At 53.0% G+C, this 25,485-nt stretch carries 21 protein-coding genes and 1 pseudogene; 20 read left to right on the forward strand and 2 right to left on the reverse strand.

Features of this window, described 5'->3' with window-relative positions; genetic code table 11:
- The first annotated feature begins 55 nt into the window (after positions 1-55).
- The 6 genes from EBB79_RS12830 to EBB79_RS12855 all read left to right on the forward strand — a co-directional run bounded on the left by EBB79_RS12830 (position 56) and on the right by EBB79_RS12855 (position 10,258).
- On the forward strand, positions 56-622 hold the full coding sequence (locus EBB79_RS12830; RefSeq protein WP_127749255.1) for a hemerythrin domain-containing protein: 567 nt from the start codon (positions 56-58) through the stop codon (positions 620-622).
- A 10-nt stretch (positions 623-632) separates the two neighbouring features.
- Positions 633-1,652 carry a glutathione S-transferase C-terminal domain-containing protein gene (locus EBB79_RS12835; protein ID WP_127749256.1) on the forward strand — a complete coding sequence of 340 codons (1,020 nt, stop codon included), beginning with the start codon at positions 633-635 and terminating at the stop codon, positions 1,650-1,652.
- A 1,133-nt stretch (positions 1,653-2,785) separates the two neighbouring features.
- The gene (locus EBB79_RS12840; RefSeq protein WP_127749257.1) at positions 2,786-5,203 is read left to right on the forward strand and encodes a M10 family metallopeptidase C-terminal domain-containing protein; all 2,418 of its coding nucleotides are present in this window, start codon (positions 2,786-2,788) and stop codon (positions 5,201-5,203) included.
- A gap of 162 nt (positions 5,204-5,365) precedes the next feature.
- On the forward strand, positions 5,366-5,632 hold the full coding sequence (locus EBB79_RS12845; RefSeq protein ID WP_127749258.1) for a sulfotransferase: 267 nt from the start codon (positions 5,366-5,368) through the stop codon (positions 5,630-5,632).
- Between the two features lie 869 nt (positions 5,633-6,501).
- Positions 6,502-6,774, forward strand: coding sequence for a hypothetical protein (locus EBB79_RS12850; RefSeq protein ID WP_238704896.1), 273 nt, complete (start codon positions 6,502-6,504; stop codon positions 6,772-6,774).
- Positions 6,775-7,867: 1,093 nt separating this feature from the next.
- Complete coding sequence (locus EBB79_RS12855) at positions 7,868-10,258, forward strand: response regulator (RefSeq protein ID WP_127749259.1); 2,391 nt, start codon at positions 7,868-7,870, stop codon at positions 10,256-10,258.
- 280 nt (positions 10,259-10,538) lie between these two features.
- On the opposite strand, the pseudogene EBB79_RS12860 reads toward EBB79_RS12855, so the two are convergent.
- Positions 10,539-11,107 (reverse strand): annotated as a pseudogene (locus EBB79_RS12860) (IS5 family transposase); the annotation flags it as partial.
- Positions 11,108-11,333: 226 nt separating this feature from the next.
- Between EBB79_RS12860 and EBB79_RS12865 the strand changes: the two are divergent.
- The 13 genes from EBB79_RS12865 to EBB79_RS12930 all read left to right on the forward strand — a co-directional run bounded on the left by EBB79_RS12865 (position 11,334) and on the right by EBB79_RS12930 (position 23,445).
- The gene (locus EBB79_RS12865; RefSeq protein ID WP_238704897.1) at positions 11,334-12,092 is read left to right on the forward strand and encodes a FadR/GntR family transcriptional regulator; all 759 of its coding nucleotides are present in this window, start codon (positions 11,334-11,336) and stop codon (positions 12,090-12,092) included.
- A complete protein-coding gene (locus EBB79_RS12870; RefSeq protein ID WP_127749261.1) occupies positions 12,085-13,245 on the forward strand; it encodes an aminotransferase class I/II-fold pyridoxal phosphate-dependent enzyme in 1,161 nt (386 codons plus the stop codon). The genes EBB79_RS12865 and EBB79_RS12870 overlap by 8 nt, the downstream gene beginning before the upstream one ends.
- A gap of 40 nt (positions 13,246-13,285) precedes the next feature.
- Positions 13,286-14,545, forward strand: a complete 1,260-nt coding sequence (locus EBB79_RS12875) for an ABC transporter substrate-binding protein (RefSeq protein WP_127749262.1) — start codon at positions 13,286-13,288, stop codon at positions 14,543-14,545.
- Positions 14,542-15,477, forward strand: coding sequence for a carbohydrate ABC transporter permease (locus tag EBB79_RS12880; protein WP_238704898.1), 936 nt, complete (start codon positions 14,542-14,544; stop codon positions 15,475-15,477). The genes EBB79_RS12875 and EBB79_RS12880 overlap by 4 nt, the downstream gene beginning before the upstream one ends.
- A 265-nt stretch (positions 15,478-15,742) precedes the next feature.
- On the forward strand, positions 15,743-16,327 hold the full coding sequence (locus EBB79_RS12885; RefSeq protein ID WP_238704899.1) for a carbohydrate ABC transporter permease: 585 nt from the start codon (positions 15,743-15,745) through the stop codon (positions 16,325-16,327).
- A gap of 9 nt (positions 16,328-16,336) precedes the next feature.
- The gene (locus EBB79_RS12890; protein ID WP_127749265.1) at positions 16,337-17,416 is read left to right on the forward strand and encodes an ABC transporter ATP-binding protein; all 1,080 of its coding nucleotides are present in this window, start codon (positions 16,337-16,339) and stop codon (positions 17,414-17,416) included.
- A gap of 1,213 nt (positions 17,417-18,629) precedes the next feature.
- Complete coding sequence (locus tag EBB79_RS12900) at positions 18,630-19,748, forward strand: transposase domain-containing protein (protein WP_127749266.1); 1,119 nt, start codon at positions 18,630-18,632, stop codon at positions 19,746-19,748.
- Positions 19,733-19,903, forward strand: coding sequence for a DUF3164 family protein (locus EBB79_RS12905; RefSeq protein WP_238705085.1), 171 nt, complete (start codon positions 19,733-19,735; stop codon positions 19,901-19,903). Before EBB79_RS12900 ends, EBB79_RS12905 begins: the two co-directional genes overlap by 16 nt.
- A gap of 13 nt (positions 19,904-19,916) precedes the next feature.
- Positions 19,917-20,168 (forward strand): hypothetical protein, encoded by a 252-nt coding sequence (locus EBB79_RS12910; protein WP_127749268.1) that lies wholly within the window; start codon positions 19,917-19,919, stop codon positions 20,166-20,168.
- 1 nt (position 20,169) lies between these two features.
- On the forward strand, positions 20,170-20,625 hold the full coding sequence (locus EBB79_RS12915) for a gp16 family protein (RefSeq protein ID WP_127749269.1): 456 nt from the start codon (positions 20,170-20,172) through the stop codon (positions 20,623-20,625).
- Positions 20,622-21,017 (forward strand): hypothetical protein, encoded by a 396-nt coding sequence (locus tag EBB79_RS12920; protein ID WP_127749270.1) that lies wholly within the window; start codon positions 20,622-20,624, stop codon positions 21,015-21,017. The genes EBB79_RS12915 and EBB79_RS12920 overlap by 4 nt, the downstream gene beginning before the upstream one ends.
- A 394-nt stretch (positions 21,018-21,411) precedes the next feature.
- Positions 21,412-21,831 (forward strand): helix-turn-helix domain-containing protein, encoded by a 420-nt coding sequence (locus EBB79_RS12925; protein ID WP_127749271.1) that lies wholly within the window; start codon positions 21,412-21,414, stop codon positions 21,829-21,831.
- Positions 21,832-22,467: 636 nt separating this feature from the next.
- Positions 22,468-23,445, forward strand: coding sequence for a Hint domain-containing protein (locus EBB79_RS12930; RefSeq protein ID WP_127749272.1), 978 nt, complete (start codon positions 22,468-22,470; stop codon positions 23,443-23,445).
- A 367-nt stretch (positions 23,446-23,812) separates the two neighbouring features.
- On the opposite strand, the gene EBB79_RS12935 is transcribed toward EBB79_RS12930, so the two are convergent.
- The gene (locus EBB79_RS12935) at positions 23,813-24,343 is read right to left on the reverse strand and encodes a cytochrome b (RefSeq protein WP_127749273.1); all 531 of its coding nucleotides are present in this window, start codon (positions 24,341-24,343) and stop codon (positions 23,813-23,815) included.
- 124 nt (positions 24,344-24,467) lie between these two features.
- Between EBB79_RS12935 and EBB79_RS12940 the strand changes: the two genes are divergently transcribed.
- Positions 24,468-25,367 carry a LysR family transcriptional regulator gene (locus EBB79_RS12940; protein ID WP_127749274.1) on the forward strand — a complete coding sequence of 300 codons (900 nt, stop codon included), beginning with the start codon at positions 24,468-24,470 and terminating at the stop codon, positions 25,365-25,367.
- Positions 25,368-25,485: the final 118 nt, after the last annotated feature.

Genomic DNA, 25,485 nt, shown 5'->3' on the forward strand with positions numbered 1-25,485 from the left:
CGCACGGGTGGGGCGGTGTACGTCGCCCCAACTATGTTTGGAGAGGAGTAATCCAATGCTCGATACATACACCATTCGCCAAGACGAAATGCCCGATGAGATGCGGTTTCTTTTGAAACAGTATCCCCGCGACAGCTGGGACGCTCATCCGGGGTTTCGAGAAAAAACTAAGCATTGGCTCGGGGCGCATCAGATGTTTCGCCGTGTGGCCGAACGCATTCGTCTTGATACCGAAGGTCTGTTGAACAAGGACATAGGCTTGGGTGATTTTGCCCGACGTCTGTCCCATTATGGTGGCAATCTGGTGGGCAACCTGCATGGACATCACGGCTGGGAAGATCATAGTTATTTTCCTGAATTGTCGGGTGCTGACCCTCGGTTTGATGCGGGCCTCGAGGTGCTGGAGCAGGACCATGCTGACTTGGACAAAGTGCTGGATGATTTCACCCGCACCGCGAACCGCTTAATCAAGCTGACAACATTGGACAGAGCCCAAGCCTATGAAGAAGCCGCACGTGTTCTCAAGACCAGCGCAGCGATTGAAGGGTTCCTGAAACGGCACCTCAGCGACGAAGAAGAACTGGCGGTGCCAATTATCTTGCATCACCGCCTGAGAGGATAAAGATAACGACATGACCAAGGACATATCGATCCAAGAAGACCAATCAGACGCCAAAAGACGCCGTGCGCGAGGAGAATTTGTGCGCGGCGTCAGCGGATTTCGCAATACAATTGGGGATACTGACTTCCCTGCCGAGGCGGGGCGCTACCATTTGTTTGTGGCGCTCAATTGCCCATGGTGCCACCGCGTGACCTTGGCGCGCAACGTGCTGGGGTTGCAGGACAGAATCACCTTGGACGTCGCCTTTCCCAACCGCACAGACGAGGGCGATCCAGAAGGCCCCAACTTGTGGGAATTCGCGCCCGAGAGAGTTGCGACGTTGACGAGCAAACCGCTATTTGAATGCACAGCGGAAACTGGCACTGGGAATGCCCTGCGTTTGGCCAAACAGATTTACATGGCGGAAGGATCGACGGAACAATCCGTTCCGATCCTTTATGACAAAATCGAAGGCCGTATCGTGAACAACGAAAGTGCGGAAATTGTCCGCATGCTTGACGCCGCAGCGACCGCCCTTGGCAGCACAATTCCTGTGGTAGATCGTGTGAGACTGAATCCTGATGAGTTAGCCATAAGGTCAGAGATCCACGACCTAAATGATCTGATTTACACAACAATCAACAACGGCGCCTACAAGGCAGGGTTTTCGTCCGATCAGGCCATTTATGCAGCTGCGTTTGATGCCTATTTCAACACGCTCGCGAAACTTGATGATCTTTTGTCCGACGGTCGGCCTTTCCTGACGGGGCAAAGATTCACCGAGGCTGATCTGAGGCTATTCCCGACACTCTATCGCCACGACCCTGTCTACTACGTGCGGATGAAATTAAACGGTGCACGCATACTTGATTACCAACATCTGTGGCGCTGGCTATGTCGAGTCTATGCATTGCCGGGCATCGCAGATGCAGGATCACTTGTGCACTGTCGCCAAGGCTATTTTGGACGTAGTTGGAATGGTGTCGTCCCCTCAGGACCCTTCAAACCGATGGAGTACCCAAAGGCTTACGAGCATTCTGATCTCGCGTGAGGCGGCAATATTCTCAAAGCACACCATTAGACCTTGGGATCATAGCGGTCATTGGCGCAGGTGCAGCGACAAGGACGTTTCGTCCGCACTACCGACCTTGATGCAGGCCGCAGCGAAAGACTGCAAGCCGCCCTTCGTGCTCCATATGCTGCGTCATGCTGCAACAAGCGCGAATGTCGTAGAAGGGCTGGAACCGCCATTAGACGGGTTTGTCACCAACGGCGGCTATGCGCAGGGAGCGGGCTTTGCAAAGTTGTGTCACTGCGCCTTTGCTAGGACGAAATTCTCTGCGTTACCGCATGAAAAGCGGACTTTCATCGGGCAACGCAGCATAAATTCGACTTGAGGGTCGGCAAGGCAGACACTTCCGACCTTCGCTGCAATTCCACGTATTTCCCCTCATGACTGTGAAAGATGCCATTGCTAGTTCAATCAGATTGCCAATGCACTTCACATTTTCGCTGCACCCCACATTAAAGTCGGCAATACGCAGGAGGCGACATTTGTAAAGTCCTGCACCCGAACCCTAACCGGTTCTGATTGCCAAGGCTTGTTGCCGCAGCGGGGTCCGTCAAAGCGGACTTTAGCTGCGGGTGCTAAGGAACGACGATCACGAACTCACGCAGTGCGGACCATTCCTTGACCTATCTCGGTAACGAACGGATGTGGTCGGCGCATTCGCCGCCTTGGCACGGTGCCAGTTCATAATCGACCCCAGGGGCGAACATTCCGTCCGCCATCTCTCGATATTCAAAGGCTGGGGCCATGGCTGCAATGCCCCCCTCAATGGATATGAGGCGCACCCTGGATTTAAGCATGTAAGACCATATCCAATAAATCACACAAGATACGCTCCGCAACAAACTCATCCAGATGCGCGCGATCATCATTTAGTTTCCCAGCGCATTCGGCATGATCGAACTCAGTAGCCTGGCTGCTGCCTCGTGCAACCAAACCTCGACCAGAAGCGTTATTTTCTCATACTTTTTTGCGATCTCTGACCATGGTCAACGCCTAGTATAGAGTACAGCTTATGCTTGTTTTTCTAAAAACTTTATGTTCCTTGAGTATTATTCTTGGAGCGGTCTCTTGGGCGTGTCCAATAATCTGATTTAGCGGAATGGAATTTGAATATGCCCGTTGTGAACGATGGATCCCGGACGTCTGAACCGGGCCAACCTGCGCAAAACAGTGTTGTTGAGGACGCAGTTCAGGCTGTGTTGACGGAAACCACGGATGCCCCGGATGACATCTACACATCCTATGTAATGGACGTGGGAGATAGTTTTAGCGGCAATCTGGAGACTATAGATGACGTAGACTGGGTGTACTTCGAAGTGCTCGGACATGGAAATTATAGTTTCACCTTGTCAGGCGCCTCCAGCGACAGCGGGACCCTATTTGATCCATTTCTGAGGATTTATCGCTACGGCGGTCTAGGTGAAATTGCGTTGGACAATGATGGCGGTTCGGGGACTGATTCTGCATTGAACAATATCTACCTCTCTATGGGCACGTATATTATTGAAGCCGGAAGCAACTTGGGCCTGTATTCTGGCAGTTATCAGATTACTGTCGAAGTAGGATCTCTGGCAGTACTGGGAACACTCGACGAGTTGGCCGAGTACATGACTGATGGCTTCTGGCAGGATACGAGTCGCAGCCAACGCAGTTTTGACACCAGCACCAGCAATCAGATCCCGGTGTATATCGACAATTTGACTGCAGAGGGACAGCAATTGGCTCTCTGGGCCTTTGAGGCCTGGGAAACGGTGGCTGATCTCGAGTTTATCGTGCAGACAAGCTACATCGGCGCCAGAATTGATATCATGTTTCACGACACTTCGTCGGGCGCATTCGCCAATTCTATGACTGAAGGAAACACGATTATTGGATCTCTCGTGAATGTCAGCCCTGTATGGCTAGACACCCACGGTACTTCGCTGGACAGCTATTCCTTTGCTACTTATATGCATGAAATCGGCCGTGCGCTGGGTCTGGGAAATCTAGGTAACTATTACGACGACGAAAATTCCGTCTATGGCGCAAACACCACCTTCACCAATGACAGTTGGCAGACCTCGGTGATGTCCCCTTTTAACCAGACGGAAAACACGACAACCAATGCCAGCTATGCAGCCATTGTCTCGACGATGATGGCGGATATTGTGGCGATCCAGAACCTGTATGGGGCGCCGGGGTCCAACAGTGCCACCGCAGGTAACACCATCTACGGTGCGAACAGTGCCCTGGGCACCTATATGGATCAGCTGTTTGACCTGATTGCGGCGGGCACCACCTCCAGTGTCTATGGCGGCGATCCGATCACCTTTACGATCTATGATCAGGGTGGCACCGATACGGTGGATCTGTCCTTTTCCACCACCCATGACCGCGTCAGCCTGCTGGGAGAAAGCTTCTCGAATATTGGCGGCCTGATTGGCAATGTCGGTATTGCCCGCGGCACGGTGATCGAAAACCTCCTGGCCGGGTCTGGCAATGACACCCTCACCGGCAATAGCGTGGGCAACCAGATCAGCGGCAATGGCGGTAATGATGTCATCTCGGGCGGCAATGGCAACGACACCCTGTCGGGCGGCCTGGGCAGTGACTGGATATTCGGCGGCTTCGATGATGACAGCATCAATGGCGGCGACGGCCTCAATCACCTCTTTGGCGGCACCGGTCAGGATACTCTGATCGGCGGCAACCAGGCGGACCGGCTGATTGGCGAAGCGGGGCACGACGTGCTCTCGGGCGGCAATGGCAATGATACTCTCAATGGCAATCAGAATGCCGACCGCCTGTATGGTGGGTTTGACGATGATCTGCTTTATGGTGGCGATGGCACTGATCGGCTGTTTGGGGGCACTGGCCAGGACACCCTGTACGGTGGCAGCCAGGGGGATATTCTGTACGGCGAGTGGGGCCATGATGTCCTGTCCGGTGAGGCGGGCAATGACACGCTTTATGGCAATCAGAACGCTGACCGCCTGTACGGCGGCCTGGGCAATGACCTGCTTGACGGGGGGGACGGCCTTGACCGCCTGTTTGGTGGGTTGGGCAATGATACCCTGAATGGTGGCGCTCAGAATGACCGGCTTGTGGGGGAATGGGGCAATGATCGCCTTGTTGGCGGCAGCGGCAACGACACGCTGTTTGGCGACCAGAACCAAGACCGTCTGGAAGGCGGCAGCGGCAATGACAGTCTTGATGGCGGCGTCGGTTTCGATACCCTTCTGGGAGGCTTTGGCAATGACACGCTCAACGGCGGCGCCCATGCTGATTTGCTTGCAGGGGGGGACGGATCCGATATCTTTGTCTTCACCGACGGCACCGGCGCAGATCGGGTGACCGATTTTGACGCTTTTGACAATGCAGAGCGGTTGGACTTGAGCGGCCTGTCGGCAATCACAAGCTTTGCCGATCTGACCAGCAATCACCTGACCCAGTCCGGCGCCAATGCCTTCATCAATGCCGGCAGCGCTGGCACCATCACATTGTTGAATGTGCAACTCTCTGATCTGGACGCGAGTGACTTCATCTTCTGAGGTCTGGCCTAAATCCTGACCACCAAATGCCCCTGCCTGGGGTGCCTGGTGGTCAGGATTCCATTTTTTTGTGGTACCCAAACGGATCTTGCCCTAACGAGCGACCGGGACCACCAAGTCAGGTTGCCCCCTTCAGCCACAGTTGGACAGAGGTCAGCCTGAGTGGAAAAGCAGGACGCAACAGTTGAATTTCAACCCATGGTCAACTTCGTTGTTGCCGGGGCTCAAAAATCTGGAACAACCGCATTGCGCAGTTTCCTGAGCCAACATCCGGACATCGGACTGGTTGACGGCGGCAGTGAAACCCATTTCTTTAACAAGCACAGCGCAGCAGCGGCCCGCAAAGACTATGACCTGTATCATGCCATGTACACACCGCAGGCCCTAAGCCTCTGGATTGCCGAAGATGAAGCCGCAACCCGTAGATAGACTGCATCCAAGTGGTGCCGCTTTTAGGTGGTACACAATTGAAGACATCACCCGCACGACGCTCGAATTTCACTCAGTTGCGAGTATCGGTGAAAACGCCGCAGTAATGGCGATCTGGGGTGCCAGTGTTCATAGCTGCCAACCTGTAGAGCCTTTCTGACGGAAAGAACAGAGTAAGCAGAAAAACTCAAAGCCCAGGATTTGTTTTATTCGCGCTGCCTTTGTTCACGCACTTTGTATGCTGCAAGATGCACGAAAGTATTTTTCAACGGGCCGCTTTGCAGCATGGCACGTGTTGGGAATAACCGGTCAAGGCTCGTTGCCGTCGTTGATGGTTGAAACCTGATTCTGGCAGCATGAGGTCCGCTCTAGAGAAGTCGAGGCAATCAGTTTTCGTGTGCGGCATTCGAATTCACAAACGTTGCACCTTGGTTACTTTGGGCTGGAACCGGCCATTAGACGGGTTTTGCATAGATGGCGGCTTTGGACCGTTACTCCAGTTGGATCAACAACAGTAATGATGGCAAGGTCCGCAGGCGAGATGGGAACAGACCGACGGCACACCATTTGGACCGCGCATGCAGTCACCCTGCCCCGGTATGCCAGACTAGAGTTGGCTTTTGGAGCGAATCCTGAGCATCCCGGAAGGTAAGCGCTATACCCCGTTTTATGACGCAGCTCCCGCAAATAGCTGTGGGTGTCTGCGGCTTAGCCCCGCCGAAAATTTGGCAGTATGGTCGCTGTTCCACTGACCACCTTTATCTAGCTGAATGCCTTGGTCTCGCCCGATGACAAGGCGGCAGTGACTGGGCTGATGCACACTTTCTCTCGCGAGTACCGTGACCTTGAACACTTGATAAGGCCACGCGATGACCACTCCTGACCTGCCCCACCCAAAACCAACAGCCCAAGTTGAACTTTACTTCGAGGTCCTGGGCCTGGACGACACTCTCCGGTTTTTAGAAGCCTTCGGTGGCACCGAAATCTATATTGCAGGCAACCCCGGAACCCTCTCCAGCGTCGTTGCTGTGGTGGGGTACGACAAGGCCAAGGCGTTGACGGAAAATCTCACCGGTTACAATCTCGTGTCCCTCTGGCCAAAAAGTGGCGGGCCCGCGCGTAAAAAGCCCAGAGTTTGTTAACGGTTCAGATCGCGCGCAAACTCTGTGTGACCGATGTGGCAGTGCGGAATTGGTTGAGGGCGGACGCGAACAAGGAAGCTGCCCGCTGAGATTGCCCCCCCCCTGGCCTCCCATTCAATGCTTCAACCCGTCTTCGATGTTTCGCGACAACGGCGTTCAAAGACGGTTTAAAGACGCGTTCAAACCACCGATTTGAACGGTTTGCCCGCTGTTAGGAGACACTTGATACTGCAGTAACCGGAAGAGCCCAGAGGATGCCGGAAGAACCCGGATAGAACCTTACAAACAAGGGGTTTTGTGACGGTGGGCCGCATCCTGGGTAGGTTTGATGGGTGTCCTTCAAAACAGCTTAAAACGGGCATTTAACGCCGTATGTCCAATATTGAGACATCAAACTTTGCAAATTACCCTGTCCTCCGTGAGAGCCTTATATTTAGGGTTGATCGGCCATTCTAACCGTCTCGGCACCCTACCAAGTGAGCGTCTTCCTAGGGACGGAACTGGGAAATCCTGCGCCAAGTTTATTCACGACTTCCCGGAAAAGGATTAGTTGATAATAATCAAAGAGATATATGCATTTGATAAGTTCCGTTGCGTGCAGGAAGTGGGAAGCGTTTTTGGGGAGAACTGACACATGGTGCCCCCGTCTGGGATCCGAGAACGGCACCAGTTTCGTACACTTTCTTCCGATACCGACCCTTCGCCGCGTCCAGCACCAACGGCAGCTATGCGCAGGAAGCGCCCTTTGCAAAGTCTGGGCGGATTCCCAGGTGCGGCCATTCGTCCCGAGAACAGCGAACAGTAGAGACTGGTCCACTTTGACTGACGGTACGAGCGACTTTTGCGGCGTCAAAGCGTGGATGCCGAATGCCAGATAATCCAAAGCAATGGATCTAGTCGGCAGTTCACGGCCCAAAGCTGAAATGAGCAGGTGGAAGGTGGCAGGTGGAGGGAAAGGTAACAGTTAGCTGCAGGTGCGCAAACTTGGAGTGAGAAATGCGTAAAACCAACGCAAAACTCAAGATGTTATTAAGTCAGCCAATGTATTGTCTACCTGTGATGTAGGCATAAACCACTTGGTACGGAATCCAAAATGAGCATTCGCAAGTCCATTGTTTGGCCCGTTACCATCCTTGCTACATGTCTGCTCTGTATTGCCGCATTAGTTGGCGCTCTCTTCAATTGGAGCATACAGCGGCAAATCGTTGCAAACGAAGACATTTCTGAACTTACCCTTCTGATATCAGATGTTAATTCCGGGGTTTTAACCGCCGAGATTTTTGTGCAAAGCGCATTTTTGGGCACAGTACAATTTGACAGAGATACCACCCTAGCCAAGTTTGAGCGTTACATTTCAGAAGTGAATGCCGATATGCAAGCGATCCTAGAAATGGGTCAGCATTCCGCTCTAACCGACGCAATTTATGATCTGATTTCATCCTATGGGAACTGGTATCGCGAGACAAAAACCGTCTTAAATAATGGGCAGCCTGCAACTCAAAACAACCTGATTGAAAACAATGGCTTGCTAGGTGAAATTACCGAAAAAACCCGCAAAATTTCGTTCTTGGCCCGTGAAATGACGCGCGAGCAAATTCAAGAGATCCGACAGCGCAACAAGATGCTCTCTCTCCTGTCTCTTGCTATCGCCAGCTTGCTATCTGGCCTAGCGATCACCTATGCGGTCAAGACAGCAAGTAGTCTGACGTTCAATCTGCAAGCAGCGCTGGGTCGCATTATTAGTATGTCAGAAGACGTTGATCCCGCGCCCGCCCCGGTTAACGATAATTTTGAAGAACTCCTACAAGCCATTCATGTTCTCGAAGCGGCGATGCTAGAGAAAAAGAGGATGTCTCAACATCTTCTTGAGGCCAAGAAGAAAGCTGAAGAGGCCACAAAGGCAAAATCTCGCTTTCTTGCAACAATGACCCATGAACTGCGTACACCGATCAGCGGGGTAATTGGGTTGGCTGAACTGTTGTCAGGAACCAAAATCAATCCAGACCAAAGATTCTACGTTAGCTCCATCCAGAGCTCCTCTGAGGATCTGTTGCAAATCGTAAATGATCTGTTGGACTTTTCGGCAATAGAAGCCTCTCAAATCGCCTTAACCTCCAAAGTGTTTTGCCTGAAGGCGCTTGTCTCCAGCGTTTCCAATCTATTGCAGCCCAAATTCGAGCAGAATGGAATTAAACTGTTGATCGACATCCCTGGCGACGTTCCAGATCTGTTCATTGGAGATGCAGGGCGTTTACGCCAAATTCTAATCAACTTGACTGGAAACGCCATCAAATTCACCCCAGAAGGGCATGTTGTCATAGCCGTACGCTACTCACAGAACGAGATGCGTCCGTTGACAATATCGGTACAGGACACCGGAATCGGCATTGAGGAAACACAGCGAGATCGTATTTTCGAAGCCTTTCAACAAGTCCAGGATGATCTGAACCGAAATTTCGAGGGCACGGGCCTCGGCCTAGCAATTACTTCCAGATTGGTTGAGATGATGGGTGGGACAATTTCAGTCAGTTCTCAACTGAATGTGGGTTCACAATTCACGGTCTCGTTGGACTTACCTACAGAACCGGCGCTAACTAAGCGTGATGCGATTTCGAGTTATAAAAGCGTCCAAAGCTCCACAATCGCCTTCGTGTCGAACGATCCCTTAGCGCAGGCCCTATTCGAACGCGATTTTATCCCGTTTGCCGCGCAAATCAACACGACGGATCGGCTGACCGGTTTCTTTTGGGAACAGGATACGTCACCCGATATTGTCGTGCTGGACTATCCATTTGATCGCGACACGCCAGTTACAAGCGGATTGTCTATTTGTGACCAGCTATGGTCAAATTCAACTCAGGAAAAAGTCCCAGTGATTTTCCTAAGTGAGCTCAAAACCATGGCTGCATTGAATGACTTGCAAAACCATGGGCCTGTCAAAATTCTACCCAAACCTCTGCGACAAGAGCTTCTGTTGCAGGAAATCTCTGCACTTTTACAGGAGAAAGCGCCAAACGACGCATCCTGTTCTGAGCAGACCGACACAAAGCTAGCGATCTACTACACAGATGTCATCCCCAAGATATTGATCGCGGAGGACAACAAGACCAACCAGTTTGTGTTGCGCAAACTCTTGGAACCGACAGGGGCCAATCTCAGTTTCTGCGGCGATGGTCTGGAGGCCGTCAAAGTGTTTCGCGAACAGCCGTTTAATTTGGTTTTGATGGATGTTTCAATGCCTGGACTAGATGGATTAAGCGCCACAAAAGAAATACGCGCTTTCGAGGCTGAAAATCGTCGCGAAGAATGCCCAATCATCGCAATTACGGCAAATGCCTCAAAAACCGACCAGGAGAAATGCTTAGCTGCAGGCATGTCCTGTGCGTTGGCGAAACCCGTCAGAAAACAGGAATTATACAACGCATTGGCACGATGGATTCCCCGTGCCCCATTGCACTCAAAGCCTTATTCAGAGCGAAATTAGAAATTTAAATAAACTTGCCTCGCTACTGCCAGCATGCTGGTTTTTTAAACTCGAAACTTATGGCAGTTACCGTGCAGTTCACGACAGCGTAAATCGCAGCAGACATTACTTAGTTCTCACCCTGAACATTGCCGTTGTTGGTGCAAACCTCAGCGAAAGGCGGTTCTCCACCCTTTTTGCTTCAGGCGTCCTCCATGCTGCACTGCACACCAATGTCGTAGAAGGGCTGGCTCCTGCCGTTAGACGGGTTTGGGTCGATTCCGAGGAAAAACAACGTGTTTCTGGCGGCAATCGCCCCGTGGCATTTACGCGTGTCATATGCGCCATCAGCTGTGACACTGCCGATGCCCTGATTGGACGGGATTTGGTTCAGAAGATCTGGCAACTCCGGCGCATCTCCAACGTTACTACTGGTGACTTCAACCGTTCGATCTTCCAGCGTTTCCTTGTCGATGCCTACGTGTATCCTACGCCAGAAGCGGCGTTTGGGGCCGCCATGCTTGCGGGCGTTCCATTCCTCTTCACCTTCAGCTTGAATCCCCATTTTATCGATAAAAATTCAGTGGCCCGGTGGAGCCACAGTACGACAGGTTCACAATCAGCGTTCGCTAGCGGTGGCATAAGGTGGTGATGTCCGGGACTGCCCAATCCAGCCCGGCCAACCGCAAAAAGATTTGGGCGAACCCGTTCGTCTGGCGAAGCGGCGTGCCAAACAAAACCTTCAGCGCCAGACAGATCTGAAGGGCGGCGTCACTTGAACTGCTGTTGGCGATTGCACTACCCGTTTGGTAGCGTGGTTCAATCAATCTCTGGATCAAACCTTATCGACATCCATCCGCGCTGCTTCAAGCTGTCATTGTAAGATGATCAATTCTTGGTCTTGTACTTGGTAGAGGCCCAACCGCTCATGCCGTAAGCTATCACGCTGAATTCATGAGATGAATTCCCTCGGCCAATTTGTGCAACAAAGCTCTAGGAAAGTTCCACTCCCACTTCAAAAACAATGTCAGACAATGTTGACATAATGTCAGACAAAGGCAATGGTACACCGACTCGCCAACGAAGGGGCCACTACGTGTCGGACAACCACCCTAAGACTAAACAGACGAAAGCGGCCGCCGCTGAGGACCTGCTGCGACATCTTCAGCCGCTGGAATCCGGGCGAGGTGTGCTGGATGCATTGGTTGAAATGATCGAAGCTGCGAACCTTCAGGTTGGAGACCGGCTGCCGCCCGAAGTTGAACTTGCACGCCGTTTGAACGTTGGGCGATCCACCATTCGCGAGGCGCTAAAGGCCTGGCAGGGCATGGGCATTGTTGTACGCAATAAAGGCGCGGGAACGACGCTTGCGGCTGAGATTTCAACGAGCTCTATCCGCATACCATTGACCCTGAAAGTTGAGGCCGAAAGCCTGCTGCGAACCCATGCGGTACGTCGCCCGCTCGAGGTTGAGGCTGTAAGGATTGCCACCCGGCTGGCGACCGACCAGCAGCGCAAGGTTATCACCGCAAGAATGGCTGAGCTGATAGCAGTGTACGAGGCCAACGAAGATTGGCGTCCGGCTGATGCCAGGTTTCATAGCGCAATCTATGAGGCGTCCGGAAACCCCTTGTTTCAACAGTTGATTTCGCAGATCCACGGCGCGTTTCACGACATCTACAAAACACCATTTGGTACGCCTCATCTGGGTCAGGCCAGCATCCCGCTGCATCGCCCACTGGCCGAGGCGATTACTGCCGGAGATGTCGATACCGCTGCGAGATTGTCTGCTGAAATTAGCGACATAGTAGAACAGGAAGTTCTCGAAGTGATGAAGGGTCAGAAACGTGACTAACGACAGCGAAAGCCTGGAAATATCGACACTATTGGCGGCTGCGTTTGGCGGCGCTCATGGCTCTGTCACGCCACCAATCGTGCAAAGCTCATTGTTCACCTTTGACAGTTATCAGGCTTTTGAGGACCGGATGGCGGGTCGCAGCGACACTGCCATCTACACCCGTGTGCAAAACCCGACTGTGGCCGCATTCGAGGCGCTGATGGCCACAGCCGAGCAGGGAGAGGCCGCCGTTGGTTTTGCCTCGGGTATGGCTGCGATCTCTTCGACCATTATCGCCTTTGTTAAACCCGGCGACCGTATCGCTTGCGTGGAACATGCCTATCCTGACTCATATCGTTTGTTTGAGCGACTGTTGCGTCCTTTCGGCGTTGAAATCTCGTATCATTCGATAGCAGCGTTAGAGAACGACCCTGACTTGCTAAAAGGCGTAAAGCTCGCCTATCTGGAAAGTCCCAATTCGGTCGTGTTCGAGCCAATGAACCTGCCCAAGGTGGCAGAGCACGCGCGGCGGCATGGGGCGCTGACCGTGATCGACAATTCCTGGGCAACGCCCATTTTCCAAAACCCGCTTACGCTTGGAATTGATATTGTCGTTCACTCGGCCTCAAAGTTCATATCGGGGCATTCGGACACTGTGGCTGGCGTTGTTGTGTCTTCGAATGAATTGATCAACCGAATCCGCGATCTGTCGCTATCGCTGCTGGGTGGCAAACTTGCGCCGTTCGAGGCCTTCCTACTCACACGTGGGCTGCGCACACTGGATGCACGGATGCGGCAGCATCAAGCCACGGCGAATACATTTGTCGACCGGTTGTCTAATTTGCCCTGCGTAACGCGGGTACATTCACCCGGTGCGAATTCGGTGCCAGGTCTACGCGGACGCTCTGGCCTGATGTCATTCGAACTAGACGATAGCATAGACATTCCGCGCCTGTCCGATGCGCTCAGCCTGTTCAGGCTGGGGGTCAGTTGGGGTGGTTTTGAGAGCTTGATACTGCCTGCGCGTGTGGCACTTGCACAGGCTGGCGAAGAAAATTCGATGCAGCGGTTCGGCGTTTCGCCGTCGCTGATGCGGATCAGCCTTGGACTGGAGAATGTCGACGATCTTTGGGCGGATTTTGAGTCCGCCCTGAGCAAGAGTGCCGCGTAACGCGACACCAAAAAAAACCACATTACCAACCGGAGGAAACATGAGACATCTCTTCAAGAGTATAGGGGTCGCCGCGACACTGCTGGCGTCATCGGCCTACGCAGACACAACTTTGAAACTGGTCGAAGTCATCACCAGCCCAGCACGCACGGAAACGTTGCAGGCACTGGTGAACAACTATGAGGCCGCGAATGACGGTGTCACAGTAGAAATCATTAGCCTGCCCTGGGGTCAGGCCTTTGAAAAGCTGGCCACGATGGTGGCCGGGGGCGATGTTCCCGATGTCGTTGAAATGCCAGATTCGTGGCTAGCGCTTTACGCAGGGTCCGACCAGTTGGCCAGTCTTGAGGAGCATATTTCTGGCTGGGACCACGGCGAGACTCTAACGCAGAAAACACTGGATATGGCACGCCAATCTGGCGACGCATACATGATCCCCTATGGGTTTTATCTGCGCGCCATGTTCTACAACAAAAAATTGCTCGCAGAAGCAGGGGTCGATGGCCCGCCCGCGACGATGGCAGAGTTCATGGAGGCCTCAAAGATGGTTTCTGCGCTGCCTGGCAAGTCAGGATACTGCCTCCGTGGTGGCCCCGGTGGCACCAATGGCTGGATCATGATGGCGGCCGGAATGAACGGCACCAATGATTTTTTCACTGAGGACGGAAAAAGCCGTTTGAATGAACCCGGCTCGGTCAAAGGTATCCAGTTCATGCTTGATCTGTACCAGAACGGCTATGCGCCCAAGGACAGCGTCAACTGGGGATTCAATGAAATCGTCGCTGGTTTCTATTCGGGCACCTGCGCATTCCTGGATCAGGACCCTGACGCATTGATCGCAATTGCCGAGCGTATGCCAGCCGACGATTTTGCCGTTATCCCAATGCCAACGGGCCCTTCTGGCAAGGCATTCCCGACTATTGGATTTGCTGGCTGGTCCGTGTTTAAGTCAACCGAGCATGAAGATGACGCTTGGAACCTGGTCGCGGCATTGTCCAACCCTGAAGCAAACTCCACATGGTCAAAGCACGTTGGCGTAATCCCGATTCATGAAGGTGCAGATCAGGATCCGCATTTCCAGACCGAGCAGTTCAAGGGCTGGTTCGACGAGCTGAACGGCGCACAGTATGAGCCAACGATCATGCCGACCTACCTCGAACAATGGGGGTACTTTGGCAGCACAATGGTGATTGAAACCGCACAAGAGGCCCTGCTGGGTCAGCGCAGCGCACAAGATCTTGCCGATGAATGGGCCGCCTTCCTAACAGCGGAACATGCCAAGTGGAAAGCCGCGCAGTGATTACGCGCAAACATAATGTGGTGGAGCCCGGTGAAAACCGGGCTCGGCGCTCGCTCTACTGGCAGTATGCGGTCGAACCTTTCTTTTATCTGTCCCCAGCGATCATCCTGATCGGAGCCGTGATGCTGATGCCGCTGGTGATTGGTATTTCATATTCTTTCCAGGCCATTGATCTGCTGCGCCCATTCAACACCGGTTGGGTGGGTTTCGAGAATTACACAAAGCTTTGGTCGGATCGCAAATTCTGGCTTGCATTGGAAAACACATTTTGGTGGACGTTCTGGTCGATCACGCTTCAGTTTTTTCTGGGTCTCGGGTTGGCAATGCTTCTCAACACTCAATTTTACGGCAAAAAGCTTTTTCAGGCGCTGGTGTTTCTACCCTGGGCCGTGCCCACTTTTTTGTCGGCGCTGACCTGGGCCTGGTTGTTCAACCCGGTGATCGGCCCTATCCCGCATTGGTTGACAGCATTGGGAGTATTGTCAGAACCCTACAACATTCTGGGTGACCCCGATCTAGCACTTTGGGGCCCGATTACAGCTAACGTCTGGTTTGGTGTTCCGTTCTTTGCCATCACGCTACTTGCAGCATTACAGTCCATTCCCGGCGATATGTATGAAGCCGCAGAAATCGACGGTGCCAGCACATGGCAGGCTTTCACCAAGATCACCCTGCCCTTTCTGGCTCCGATGATTGCTATCACCGTGATGCTGAGGACTATCTGGATCGCTAACTTCGCCGATTTGATCTTTGTCATGACTGGTGGCGGTCCGGCAAGTTCAACACAGATTGTATCCTCGTATATCTTCACAACCGCCTTCAGAAAGCTAGACTTTGGCTACGCGTCAGCCATTGCAGTCGCGCTGTTAGGCATCTTGATGGTCTATGCCGTCATTCTTCTGGTGCTTCGCAAGAAGCTGGTAAAGTTCTGAGACTCCGATGATTTTCACACAGATACAGCGCCCTGCAATGACTCTCGGAAAATATGCGGCAATTCTGTTTTACCTGACGTTTGCGCTGTTTCCTTTGTATTGGCTGTTGAAGATCGCAGTGACACCAGACAGGTTGATCTATTCTGACGGAACCCGGGCCTGGCCCAGCGAATTCACTCTTTCAAATTTTTCGGCAGTCCTTTTTCAAACTGACTTTTTGTCGTATTTCTCCAATTCTCTGGTAGTTTCATTAGGTACTGCAGGATTGACCACGATTTTCGCTGCAAGTGCCGGGTACGCCTTCTCTCGGTTCAATTTTGGCGGCAAGAAGATCATTATCGCAGTGATGTTGATTACGCAGATGTTTCCGCTGCTGATGATCATCGCCCCGATCTACAAGGTTGTCGCAAGTCTGGGCCTGCTCAATTCACTGACCAGCCTGATCATCGTCTACACTGCCTTCAACATCCCCTTTGCAACCTTCCTGATGCAATCCTTCTTTGACGGCATCCCCAAAGATCTGGAAGAAGCTGCGATGATGGACGGTTGTTCGCGATTTCAGGCGCTGCGCAAGGTTATCTTTCCACTGACATTGCCTGGGCTCGGGGCCACACTGGGCTTTGTGTTCACCGCCGCATGGTCAGAGTTGTTGTTCGCACTGATGCTGATCAGCAAGAACGACACCATGACATTCCCCGTTGGGCTTTTGACCTTCGTGTCAAAGTTCTCTGTCGATTGGGGACAAATGATGGCCGCCGGAGTACTGGCACTGGTGCCTAGCTGTCTCTTCTTTATCTTCATTCAACGCTATCTTGTGCAGGGCCTGACGTCCGGCGCGGTCAAAGGGTAAAAGGCAAAAATGGCACGTATCCAACTTAAGAACGTCGCAAAAAGCTATGGCTCTGTCGAAGTCTTGCGCAACATTAACCTGGACATTCGGGATGGAGAGTTCGTTGTCCTTGTCGGGCCATCTGGCTGTGGCAAGTCAACACTGTTGCGGATGATTGCAGGGTTAGAACCAATCACCGCCGGTGATTTTGAAATTGATGACAAACGTATGAACGATGTGCGCCCCCGTGATCGCGACATCGCAATGGTATTCCAATCTTACGCGCTCTATCCGCATATGGATGTGGCGCGGAATATGGGTTTTTCGATGGAAATCCGAGGCGACGCTGCTGAAACACGCAAAAACCGTGTCACCGAAGTCGGTAAGACCCTTGGGTTGAGTAGCCTGTTACAGCGACTGCCAAAAGAACTATCAGGCGGTCAGCGTCAGCGGGTTGCCATGGGGCGGGCCATTATCCGCGACCCACGGGCGTTCCTGTTCGATGAGCCACTTTCAAATCTGGATGCAGCACTGCGTGTTGAAATGCGTCTGGAAATCGCGCGCCTGCATCAGAAATTGAGCGCGACCATGATCTATGTGACCCATGATCAGGTTGAGGCCTTGACCCTGGCTGACCGTATCGTCGTTCTAGACAACGGCAATGTTCAGCAAGTCGGAAGCCCTCTGGATCTATATGAGCAGCCCGCAAATAAATTCGTTGCACAATTCATCGGATCTCCCACGATGAATGTCGTGCCAGTGTCCCCTGCCAAGGGCGGGGTGACACTGGCCAATGGGTTGTTTTTATCCACTCCGCATCTGGCTGACACCAGTGAGGCTTTTGAGCTGGGCATTCGACCAGAGCATATCGATGTTGTGGCAGATGATGGACAGTGCCTGACCGCTGTAGCCGACGTGGTCGAACATCTTGGCTCTGACACCAATATTTACGCGTTGGTTGACGGTCTTGGGCCGATGATGGTGCGTGTGCACGGAAATATTGCAACCAAATCCGGTGATCGGTTTGGTCTAAGGCTTAGGGCTCCCAACGCCCATATCTTTGGGTTTGACGGCAGAGCCCTTGCGCGCGCCATATCACGGGCGGCCTGAACTCAGAAATCCTGAGCAAGATTGCTAACGTCATCCAATGTGTCGATCAATCTACTAACCCTTTAAAACTAATGATATAGAGGCGGTTTAAAAGTTCCTTTGTGTGCAGGATCTAGGAGCCCAAAGGGGTCGTTCTTTAACCAAGAGCGGTAAATGAGGTCAAGGTTCTCCTAATCGAGCCCAAAGGAAAACCCAACTCGGTCGATTTTGGTCGAGAGCCGACCCCGAAGCCTCGCATCTGATTTGAAACTGCGGCGAAGAAGCGGACATACAGATGCGTCGCCGCATCAAGTAAGAAGGGCTCGCTCGGGGCATTCGCTACGCGTCGCGCCAATGCCTGCTCAGCTGTACCTGACTGCGGATGCTCAATTGCAAAATATGTTTAAGTATTTGGCAAAGTTCGTGGATTTCGTATGAGGGTCTATTAGCTATCTCCGCTATTCCTAACTTGGAAACGGAGCGCCAGATTTTTCGCATACCTGCTGATGTTAAAAGCAGTCCAGTTTTGACACGTTTTGGCCCAATCCACATATACTGACGTCGGTCGGAGGTGCAGCAAACTGCAATAAAGACTCTTACCAGCCCTTAGCTAAAGTGGCCACGAACGGCGGCTGTAGTCCGTTTGCTACATTATTGGATGAGTGAAGCGGCCCAGTTTCTGTACCATGCACATTTCGACTGGAAGTCGGAGACCAATCATTTACTGCGGTCTACGTGAGCGGCGGCGAGAGCATCAATTGGTCCCTCTTCAATCGCCCACAAAAGTAAAGAATGGACCATTGCGAACCTTGGTGCAAATCACGTCTAACGGCCGCTTCCAACCCACTTCTTGCCGACGGAGCGGCGAATGAGCCGGGAGCGGACCGCGTCACGCTCCTTTACAGTGTCTAGGAAAATCTGTTTTTTGCCCTCGATACCGTTTTCCAGAACTTCAAGTCATTGAGTTTCATCAGTACTATCATAATTGCGCTGGTTTCTGCGCAACGGATCCGAATGTACATCTAGCCTACTCAACAAACTATTTTCTTTGTTTTCAATGAAATTGATACGGTCAAAGCAGGTGTGCGGGAAGGAAAGATCAAGTTTCCTTGGGTTTGAGATTATTGAACGATTTTTCACCTCGAAGTGAAAAACCTACCTCTTCTTTCTGCTTATGCGACCGGCAATGTAGCGATATCCGGCACAGATCCGCGACAGATCGGCCCTGTCCGCCATGGAAGCGGTCAACGCCGATTGCCACAAGATCGACGTCTTTGTTGAGTGGCCAGACGGCACCATAAACCGGCCACAGATTGTTGCGTTTCAGGACTTATACTCCGACAAGATCCTGTCCTGGCGGGTGGACCATGACCCAAACAAAGTCATGGTAATGGCCGCGTTTGGGGAAATGGTGGAACACTGGGGCATTCCACGGCGCTGCCTGTTCGACAACGGGCGCGAATTTGCCAACAATTGGATGACAGCGGGTGCGCCAACCCGTTTTCAGTTCAAGATCTGCAAAGACGATCCAAAAGGCGTCTTGCCACTGTTAGGCATTCAGATGCACTGGGCCACTCCGGCGCATGGCCAGGCTAAACCGATTGAACGGGCGTTTCGCGATCTTGCCAGCGACGTAGCCAAGGACCCGCGCTTTGCCGGGGCCTATGTTGGCAACCGCCCGGACGCCAAACCAGAGAATTATGGCAGCCGCGCCATCAAAGCGGCTGAGTTTATTGAAGTTCTGGAAGAGGGCATCCTTGAACACAACGCCCGCCCTGGTCGGCGGTCAGGCAATGCCAAGGGCAGGTCCTTTGATGAGATCTTCGCCAAGAGCTATGAAAACGCCCCGATTCAGAAGGCCACAGAAGAGCAACGCCGCCTTTGGCTCATGGGGCAAGCCAGCGCCAAGCTGCACAAAAACAGCGGACAACTGACCTTCCACGGCAACGTCTATCACTGCGATTGGATGAGTCAGGACGCTGGGCGCAAGATCATTGTCCGGTATGACCCTGAGGATCTGCACAGCGGCGTCCACATATATGGACCAGATGGCGACTATCTTGGCTTTGCTGAATGCCAGCAAAAGATCGGTTTCTTTGATCTGGAGGGCGCACGATCCACTGCCAGCCGGCGTAGCAAAATCGTCAAAGCTGAGAAGGCCCTGCGCGACCTGCACCGGCCCATACCAGTTGACCAGATTGTCGCCGATATGAACAAGACCCGCACCACAACCAGCCCCCTGATGGAGGCCAAAGTGGTGACGGGGATGTTCCCGACCGCGCCATCGTCACTAACGCCTTCAACACAGACAAAGAAGGTCAGATCAATCGCGCTGAGATATTCAAGCTCCTGAGCCTGGAGATCCAGGACACCCGCTGGCAGCGCGCTATGCGGGCCATCCGAGACGCCATGCGTGTGGTTGGCAAAGCAACTTATGTGCGCTGCTACCAACGCCCCACACCGGATGCCAAGTGGCAGCACATCACCATTGATCTAGCCAAAGCCTGAAGGGGAGCTCAAAATGCCGATGACAAACGAAGAATTTCGCGCGCGCCTGCATTCCAGTTTTAGCGCCTCTACCACCGCCCAGGCCCGCGCCATGATGACATTGTTCGGGCGACTTACCCTGCTCATCAGTGACGCCAAGAGCGCTGGCATCACCGCTGCCGACATGAACCTGATCATCCAGGAAGAAATGGCGACTGCTGACCGCCGTCTGGCCGGGTTTGCGGATCGGTTTCCTCAGGATGCCAACCTGGACATGGAGGCCTGACATGAGCCGCGCCCTGCAACAAAAGATCCACATCGGTTGCCGCGAACTTGGCCTGGACGGTGACGCGCGCCGTGCCTTGCAGCTTGTAGTGACCGGTAAGAAATCCATGAAAGACATAAGCGACGCCGACCTTTTTAAGGTGCTTAAACGGCTAAAAGCCGACGGCTTTAAAACCTCTTCAAAGGGTAAGAAAAAGCATAAACCAGCCCCGCGCCCGGATCTGCGCCTGGTGCATGTGGTTTGGACCAAGCTCGGCGACGCAGGCGAGCTGCGTGACCCCAGCCGCGCCGGGCTGAATAAATTCATTCGCGACCAGTTTGGCAACGCCTGGGGCTCGGTTCCTGCCGACATCGACATGTTGCGCAATCACAAACAAATAAATGCCGTGATCCAAGCCCTGAAGGCCTGGGGAGCGCGCGCTGGCATCGGTTTTGACTGGGCGGAGCATCGCAAGTGAGCGATGGCTTCAAGCCATATCTACCCGGCGTTCTGGCGCTGATCGCTGATGAGATCAGCGTCGACCTTGCCGTACGCCTGGGCAAACAGCGCGGCGGTCGCGAGGTCTATCTCGCCAAGGACCCTGCCCCCGGTTGTTCCCTTTCGAAACTTGTCGGGCAAGCCAATGCCCAAAAGCTCTACAAGCTGCTCGGCAGCGGCAAGATTCTGGTGCCTGCCGGAAACATCAGCGGGCAAACCGGACGGCGCCAACGGATCGCCATGCTGCTGGACCAAGGCTTGAGCCATTCCCTCATTGCCGCAGAGGTCGACGTTCATATCCGGACTGTGGAACGCATGTCAGCAGAACTGCGCTGCCCTAAGGATCAGCGCCAGTCTGATCTTTTCCTCTAAATCCTGATCGACCTAACTGGTGATCGCGCCGGATGATCTCCGCCGTCTGCAGGCCTGTTGAGAAAATCCACCCTCCCACACTCTGGTTTTCATTCCTAAGCAGGAAAAAGGCAGTATTTTGCCTATTCATTCCGTTTCACCCCAGCAAGCAGAGAACTGCAGGCCGGACCTGTTCTGAGGATCGCCGTTAAATACCACTTAAACGGGACAGCATCGCGGTTGTGATAATTTCCGCCCCGAAGTAGCGTTCAGGCGGAAAGTGACCTCAGCGGCCCGCAAATCGAGCCCCTGAGATCTCGCCAAATCTCCGACAAAATTTGCCCAGCGCGTTTTGGCTTTGGACCCGACACGTGACGGGGCGGTACACACCGACGAGTGCCGGCATCAAGATCCTATGCCAGACACACACGCCCCCCTGAACCTACTAACCTGTGATGAAATGATTGATCTCGGGATGACCGTCCCTGAGATCCTCGAAGAGCTGGAAGACAGCCTTGGTCCGGACGCCGTCTGGAAGTTGACAGGTCTCTTTGGCGGTACTGAAACCAACATTCCGCATCAGCACAGCTTGGCGCGCTCAATCCTAACCGAGCAACTTGGTGATCAGATCAGCTATTGGCTGTTCATGACCTATGGTCCGGGGCGGATCCAAATCCCGCTTGGGCCGCATTCCAGCCGAGCCCTTAAAATGGCCGCCTTCCGAGCCGCGCTTCTCACCCGCCAGCCCCACCGCAAAATTTCCCGCTCCCTGGGCTGTCACGTTCGCACAGTTGAACGCGCCAAGCGCGAACTGGTCACAGCTGGGTTTCTCTAGAGCGGTTGGGGTTTGCCCCAGACACGACTTTTCGCTGGCGCTACATGTAACGAACGACCTAAAGCCGCCATCTATGCCAAACCCGTCTAACGGCTGCATCCAGCCCTTCTACGACATTCGTGTTGGGTGCAGCATGACGCGGTATATCGAGCAAAAAGGGCGGATTTCGGACTTTCGCTGCGCGTCGCTCGAATACCTGTTAAGCGGACTAAGTATGAATTCGCTGAAAGTGTACGTGTACCAATGGCTGCTTTTTAGGCGTCGTGGAACAGATCACGTGTGATCTGATAGCACCTCATATCAGAAATTTGACCACCAGCATCGCCAATCGGTGCACTTTCGCGTTAATATTTCTGAAATAAAAGTCCCGCGCGCAAAGCCGGGGAACTGACTGAGGCAGACATGGCATACAACAAGAGCGATATTGGTCGGTCGGAATCCGTGTATTTCAAGGGATATGGAATGCTCAGGCGAGCACTCATTGAGATACCCCTTTGTCAAAGCAACAAAACAAAACGGGGTGACCATGCTCGTCCAAAAATGAGTTGTATACCATTTGTGTCCAGTGCGATGTCCGGCATAGGCAACAGGCCCCACTTGACTGACGTTTCTCTGATCGCGCGGAAAAACTAGGTTATGGCACAATACACAGTTACAGCCTTCAGGTGGACTGGAACCTATTATAACGCTCTGTACAATACGGCCTACACCGCAACAATCGATGATGATGATGCTTTCCTACATGGTTCGAGTGATGGCAACGAGACTGTCAGCATTAATGGCGGTTCGTTTGGCGCTACCGCAGGCCAACCATATGACATTGATGTGTCGTTTACAGACACCGGTGGCAGTTCACATGTTGAGACATTCTACTTTTTTAATACGGGTGGCGGTTGGTATTTCATTCCGGGGCCGGGATCGGCGTTTACCGTCGGTTCGACTTTAGGCAGCTACCAAAGCCACACGGCAACTCCCACGGCCTATACCACTATTACATGTTTTGTGCGCGGGACATTGATCGGAACAGACAATGGCCCTATCCCTGTAGAAAAATTGCAGGCGGGAGATAAAGTCCTATCCACAGACGGCGAATTCAAAGTTTTGCGGATTCCTATGAGCCGAAAGTTGCGCGCCCAAGAAATATGCGACAATCCTAACTTGGCACCAGTACGCATCATGGCTGGCGCCTTGGGGAATGGCATGCCAAATCGCGACCTGTTGGTCTCCCGCCAACATCGCATGCTGGTATCTTCAAGAGTTTGCGAACGGATGTTTGGTCGACCAGACGCGTTGGTTGCGGCAATCAGATTGACGGAATTACCCGGAGTTTTTGTTGAACCGGCTCACGAGGACGTTGAGTATTTTCACCTCCTCTTTGATCGCCACGAAGTGGTTTTTGCGGAAGGTGCGCCAACGGAAAGCTTTTTCGCCGGTCCTGAGGCACTTAAGTCAATGAGGCCAGAAGCGCGGGAAGAAATCCTAACCATCCTTCCGGAAATCTGCGAGCTAGATTTCTCACCTGAACCTGCCTGCCACATACCATCCAGCAAACGCCAGAAAAGCCTCATTGCCCGGCACATAAAAAACAATCGACCTCTCATTTGTAAGGCCTAAGCCGACATTCGCTGCGTAGCAGAGACTCTGCAGGTCGGGGCTCGGACCAGCCGTTCGCTGCGGTCGCCACTCGCGGCATGTCGGCGCTTCCTCAGGGCCAACTTTGCAAAGGTCGCTAATTGCGCATAGCCGCCGTTGGTGGTGATCGCGTCTAATGGCCGGTTCCAGCCCAAAGCAGTCATGGCCCTGTCGGCGCCTGAGGGCAAAAGCCGACATTTGCAACGAGATGAACCAATGATCGCACTGCGGGCAAAACGGTCATTTCCACATTTCGATGAATGGCTGCAATGCTGCGCAAAGTCGTTCAAACCAGCGCCCAGTAATACAATAGGCAGCGCGGTGATTGTGCAGACTTTTTATGGTCGCCCTAGCTACGCTTTCCAAACCACATGCGACTGATCAACCGATCTCGCAAGTACAACTGGTGATAGGCCCAACCAGCGACATGAAGACCGATCAAGACAAGAAGGACGGTCGCTATTATGCCGTGCACGGTTCGAGCTGTGAAAACACTGAAGTTGGGCGGTAAGGCTGCATCGGACGCTCCGAAGACGATCGAGAACAGGTCAGCTGAATAAGCTAGTGCAATGCCGCTGCCCACCATCGAAAAAACCAACGCATACAGTCCCAAATGCGCCAGTTTAGCGCCGGAATTCAGCACTGCACTGCCCGCATCCGCATGGGGTGGAGCCTTGGCGAAGACCCGCACTAGTAGTCGCGTGATCATAAGCGCCCCAATTGTCAGCCCCCAAATCATATGGCCGGTCAGCCCAAACATCTTGTCTGGGCTATCGTTTGGGATCTCGGCCAGACTAGGCCCGCCAAGAATAAGAGCGACAAAGATCATTACCGCGATGAGCCAATGAAGGCCAACGAGAAAGGGATGATATCGTTTCATTGTGTGGTCCAGTCATTGAGAGGCGCCGCAATGCGAGCAAAGAAGAATAGGTTCAATCCAGTCTATCTATTTCCCCACCAATCACCTACGAAACAAATAGAACGGTTTGTTACATAGGTGGAACATGCGTACGTTTGATTGGGAACTCCTGCCACATTTTCTTGCCGTTGCTCGCGCGGGTAGTTTGCGGAACGCAGCAGAAATGGTCGGTGCCAGCTACGGCACTGTCAATCGAAGTATTCAGGCGCTGGAATCCAGCTATGGCGTGAGATTGTTTCACAGGTCCCAACGGGGCTTTTCGTTGACCGAATTCGGAGAAGCTCTGTTGCCGATGGCAGAAGAGGCTGAACAAAAAATATTCGCCGCGCGCAAACGGGTTGAAGGGCTTGATCGTAGCGAGGCAGGCAAAATACGGTTCTCGCTGACACCAACGCTTGCTTACGACATTGTGGCACCGATTGTTGCGCGCTTTAGTGATCAATTTCCTGAGATCGATATTGAGATGAGACTGACTTCCGAAGTCGAATCGATCACCAATGATAAAACCGACATATCGCTGCGTGCCGCCCACGAGGTGACCGAAGATGTGGTCGCGCGTAAACTGTTCCAGCTAGAGATTGGCGTTTATGCCAGCAAAGATTACCTTAAACAGAAGGTCCCCATAGCGGGGCAAGGCGGAACGGGTCTCACATGGATTGGCACTCCGACGAAGGGTGCCCCTGAAAGCTGGACGCAACGCTCGCCTTTTCCGAGTGCAACGCTGCGCCACGAGGTATCGGATGGACAGATGAGAATGCGCCTCGTGAACCTGTCTGTCGGCATGTCACATATGTCAACCCTCTTTGAGCCCGTTTTTCCAAACCTTCGCAGGGTGCCGGGAACGGAGTTGTCCCCCGGTCCTTGGCTATGGTTGCTCCTCCACTCAGACTTAAGAAGAACAGTGCGCGTCCGGCGTTTTGTCGACTTTCTGACGGAAGAAATGCGAGCCTTGCACAAGACGGGAAAGCACGGCCCATTCAGCTAACGTTTGCACGCCCATGTTCAGTGAACACTTAAAGCAAAGCGAGATTGGAGGGGCACCACAATTAAGTGCGGAAGGTGCATTTCTGTCCATAGCCGCCGTTGGTGACAAACCCGTCTAA

Source organism: Parasedimentitalea marina (assembly GCF_004006175.1).
GTDB lineage: Bacteria > Pseudomonadota > Alphaproteobacteria > Rhodobacterales > Rhodobacteraceae > Parasedimentitalea > Parasedimentitalea marina.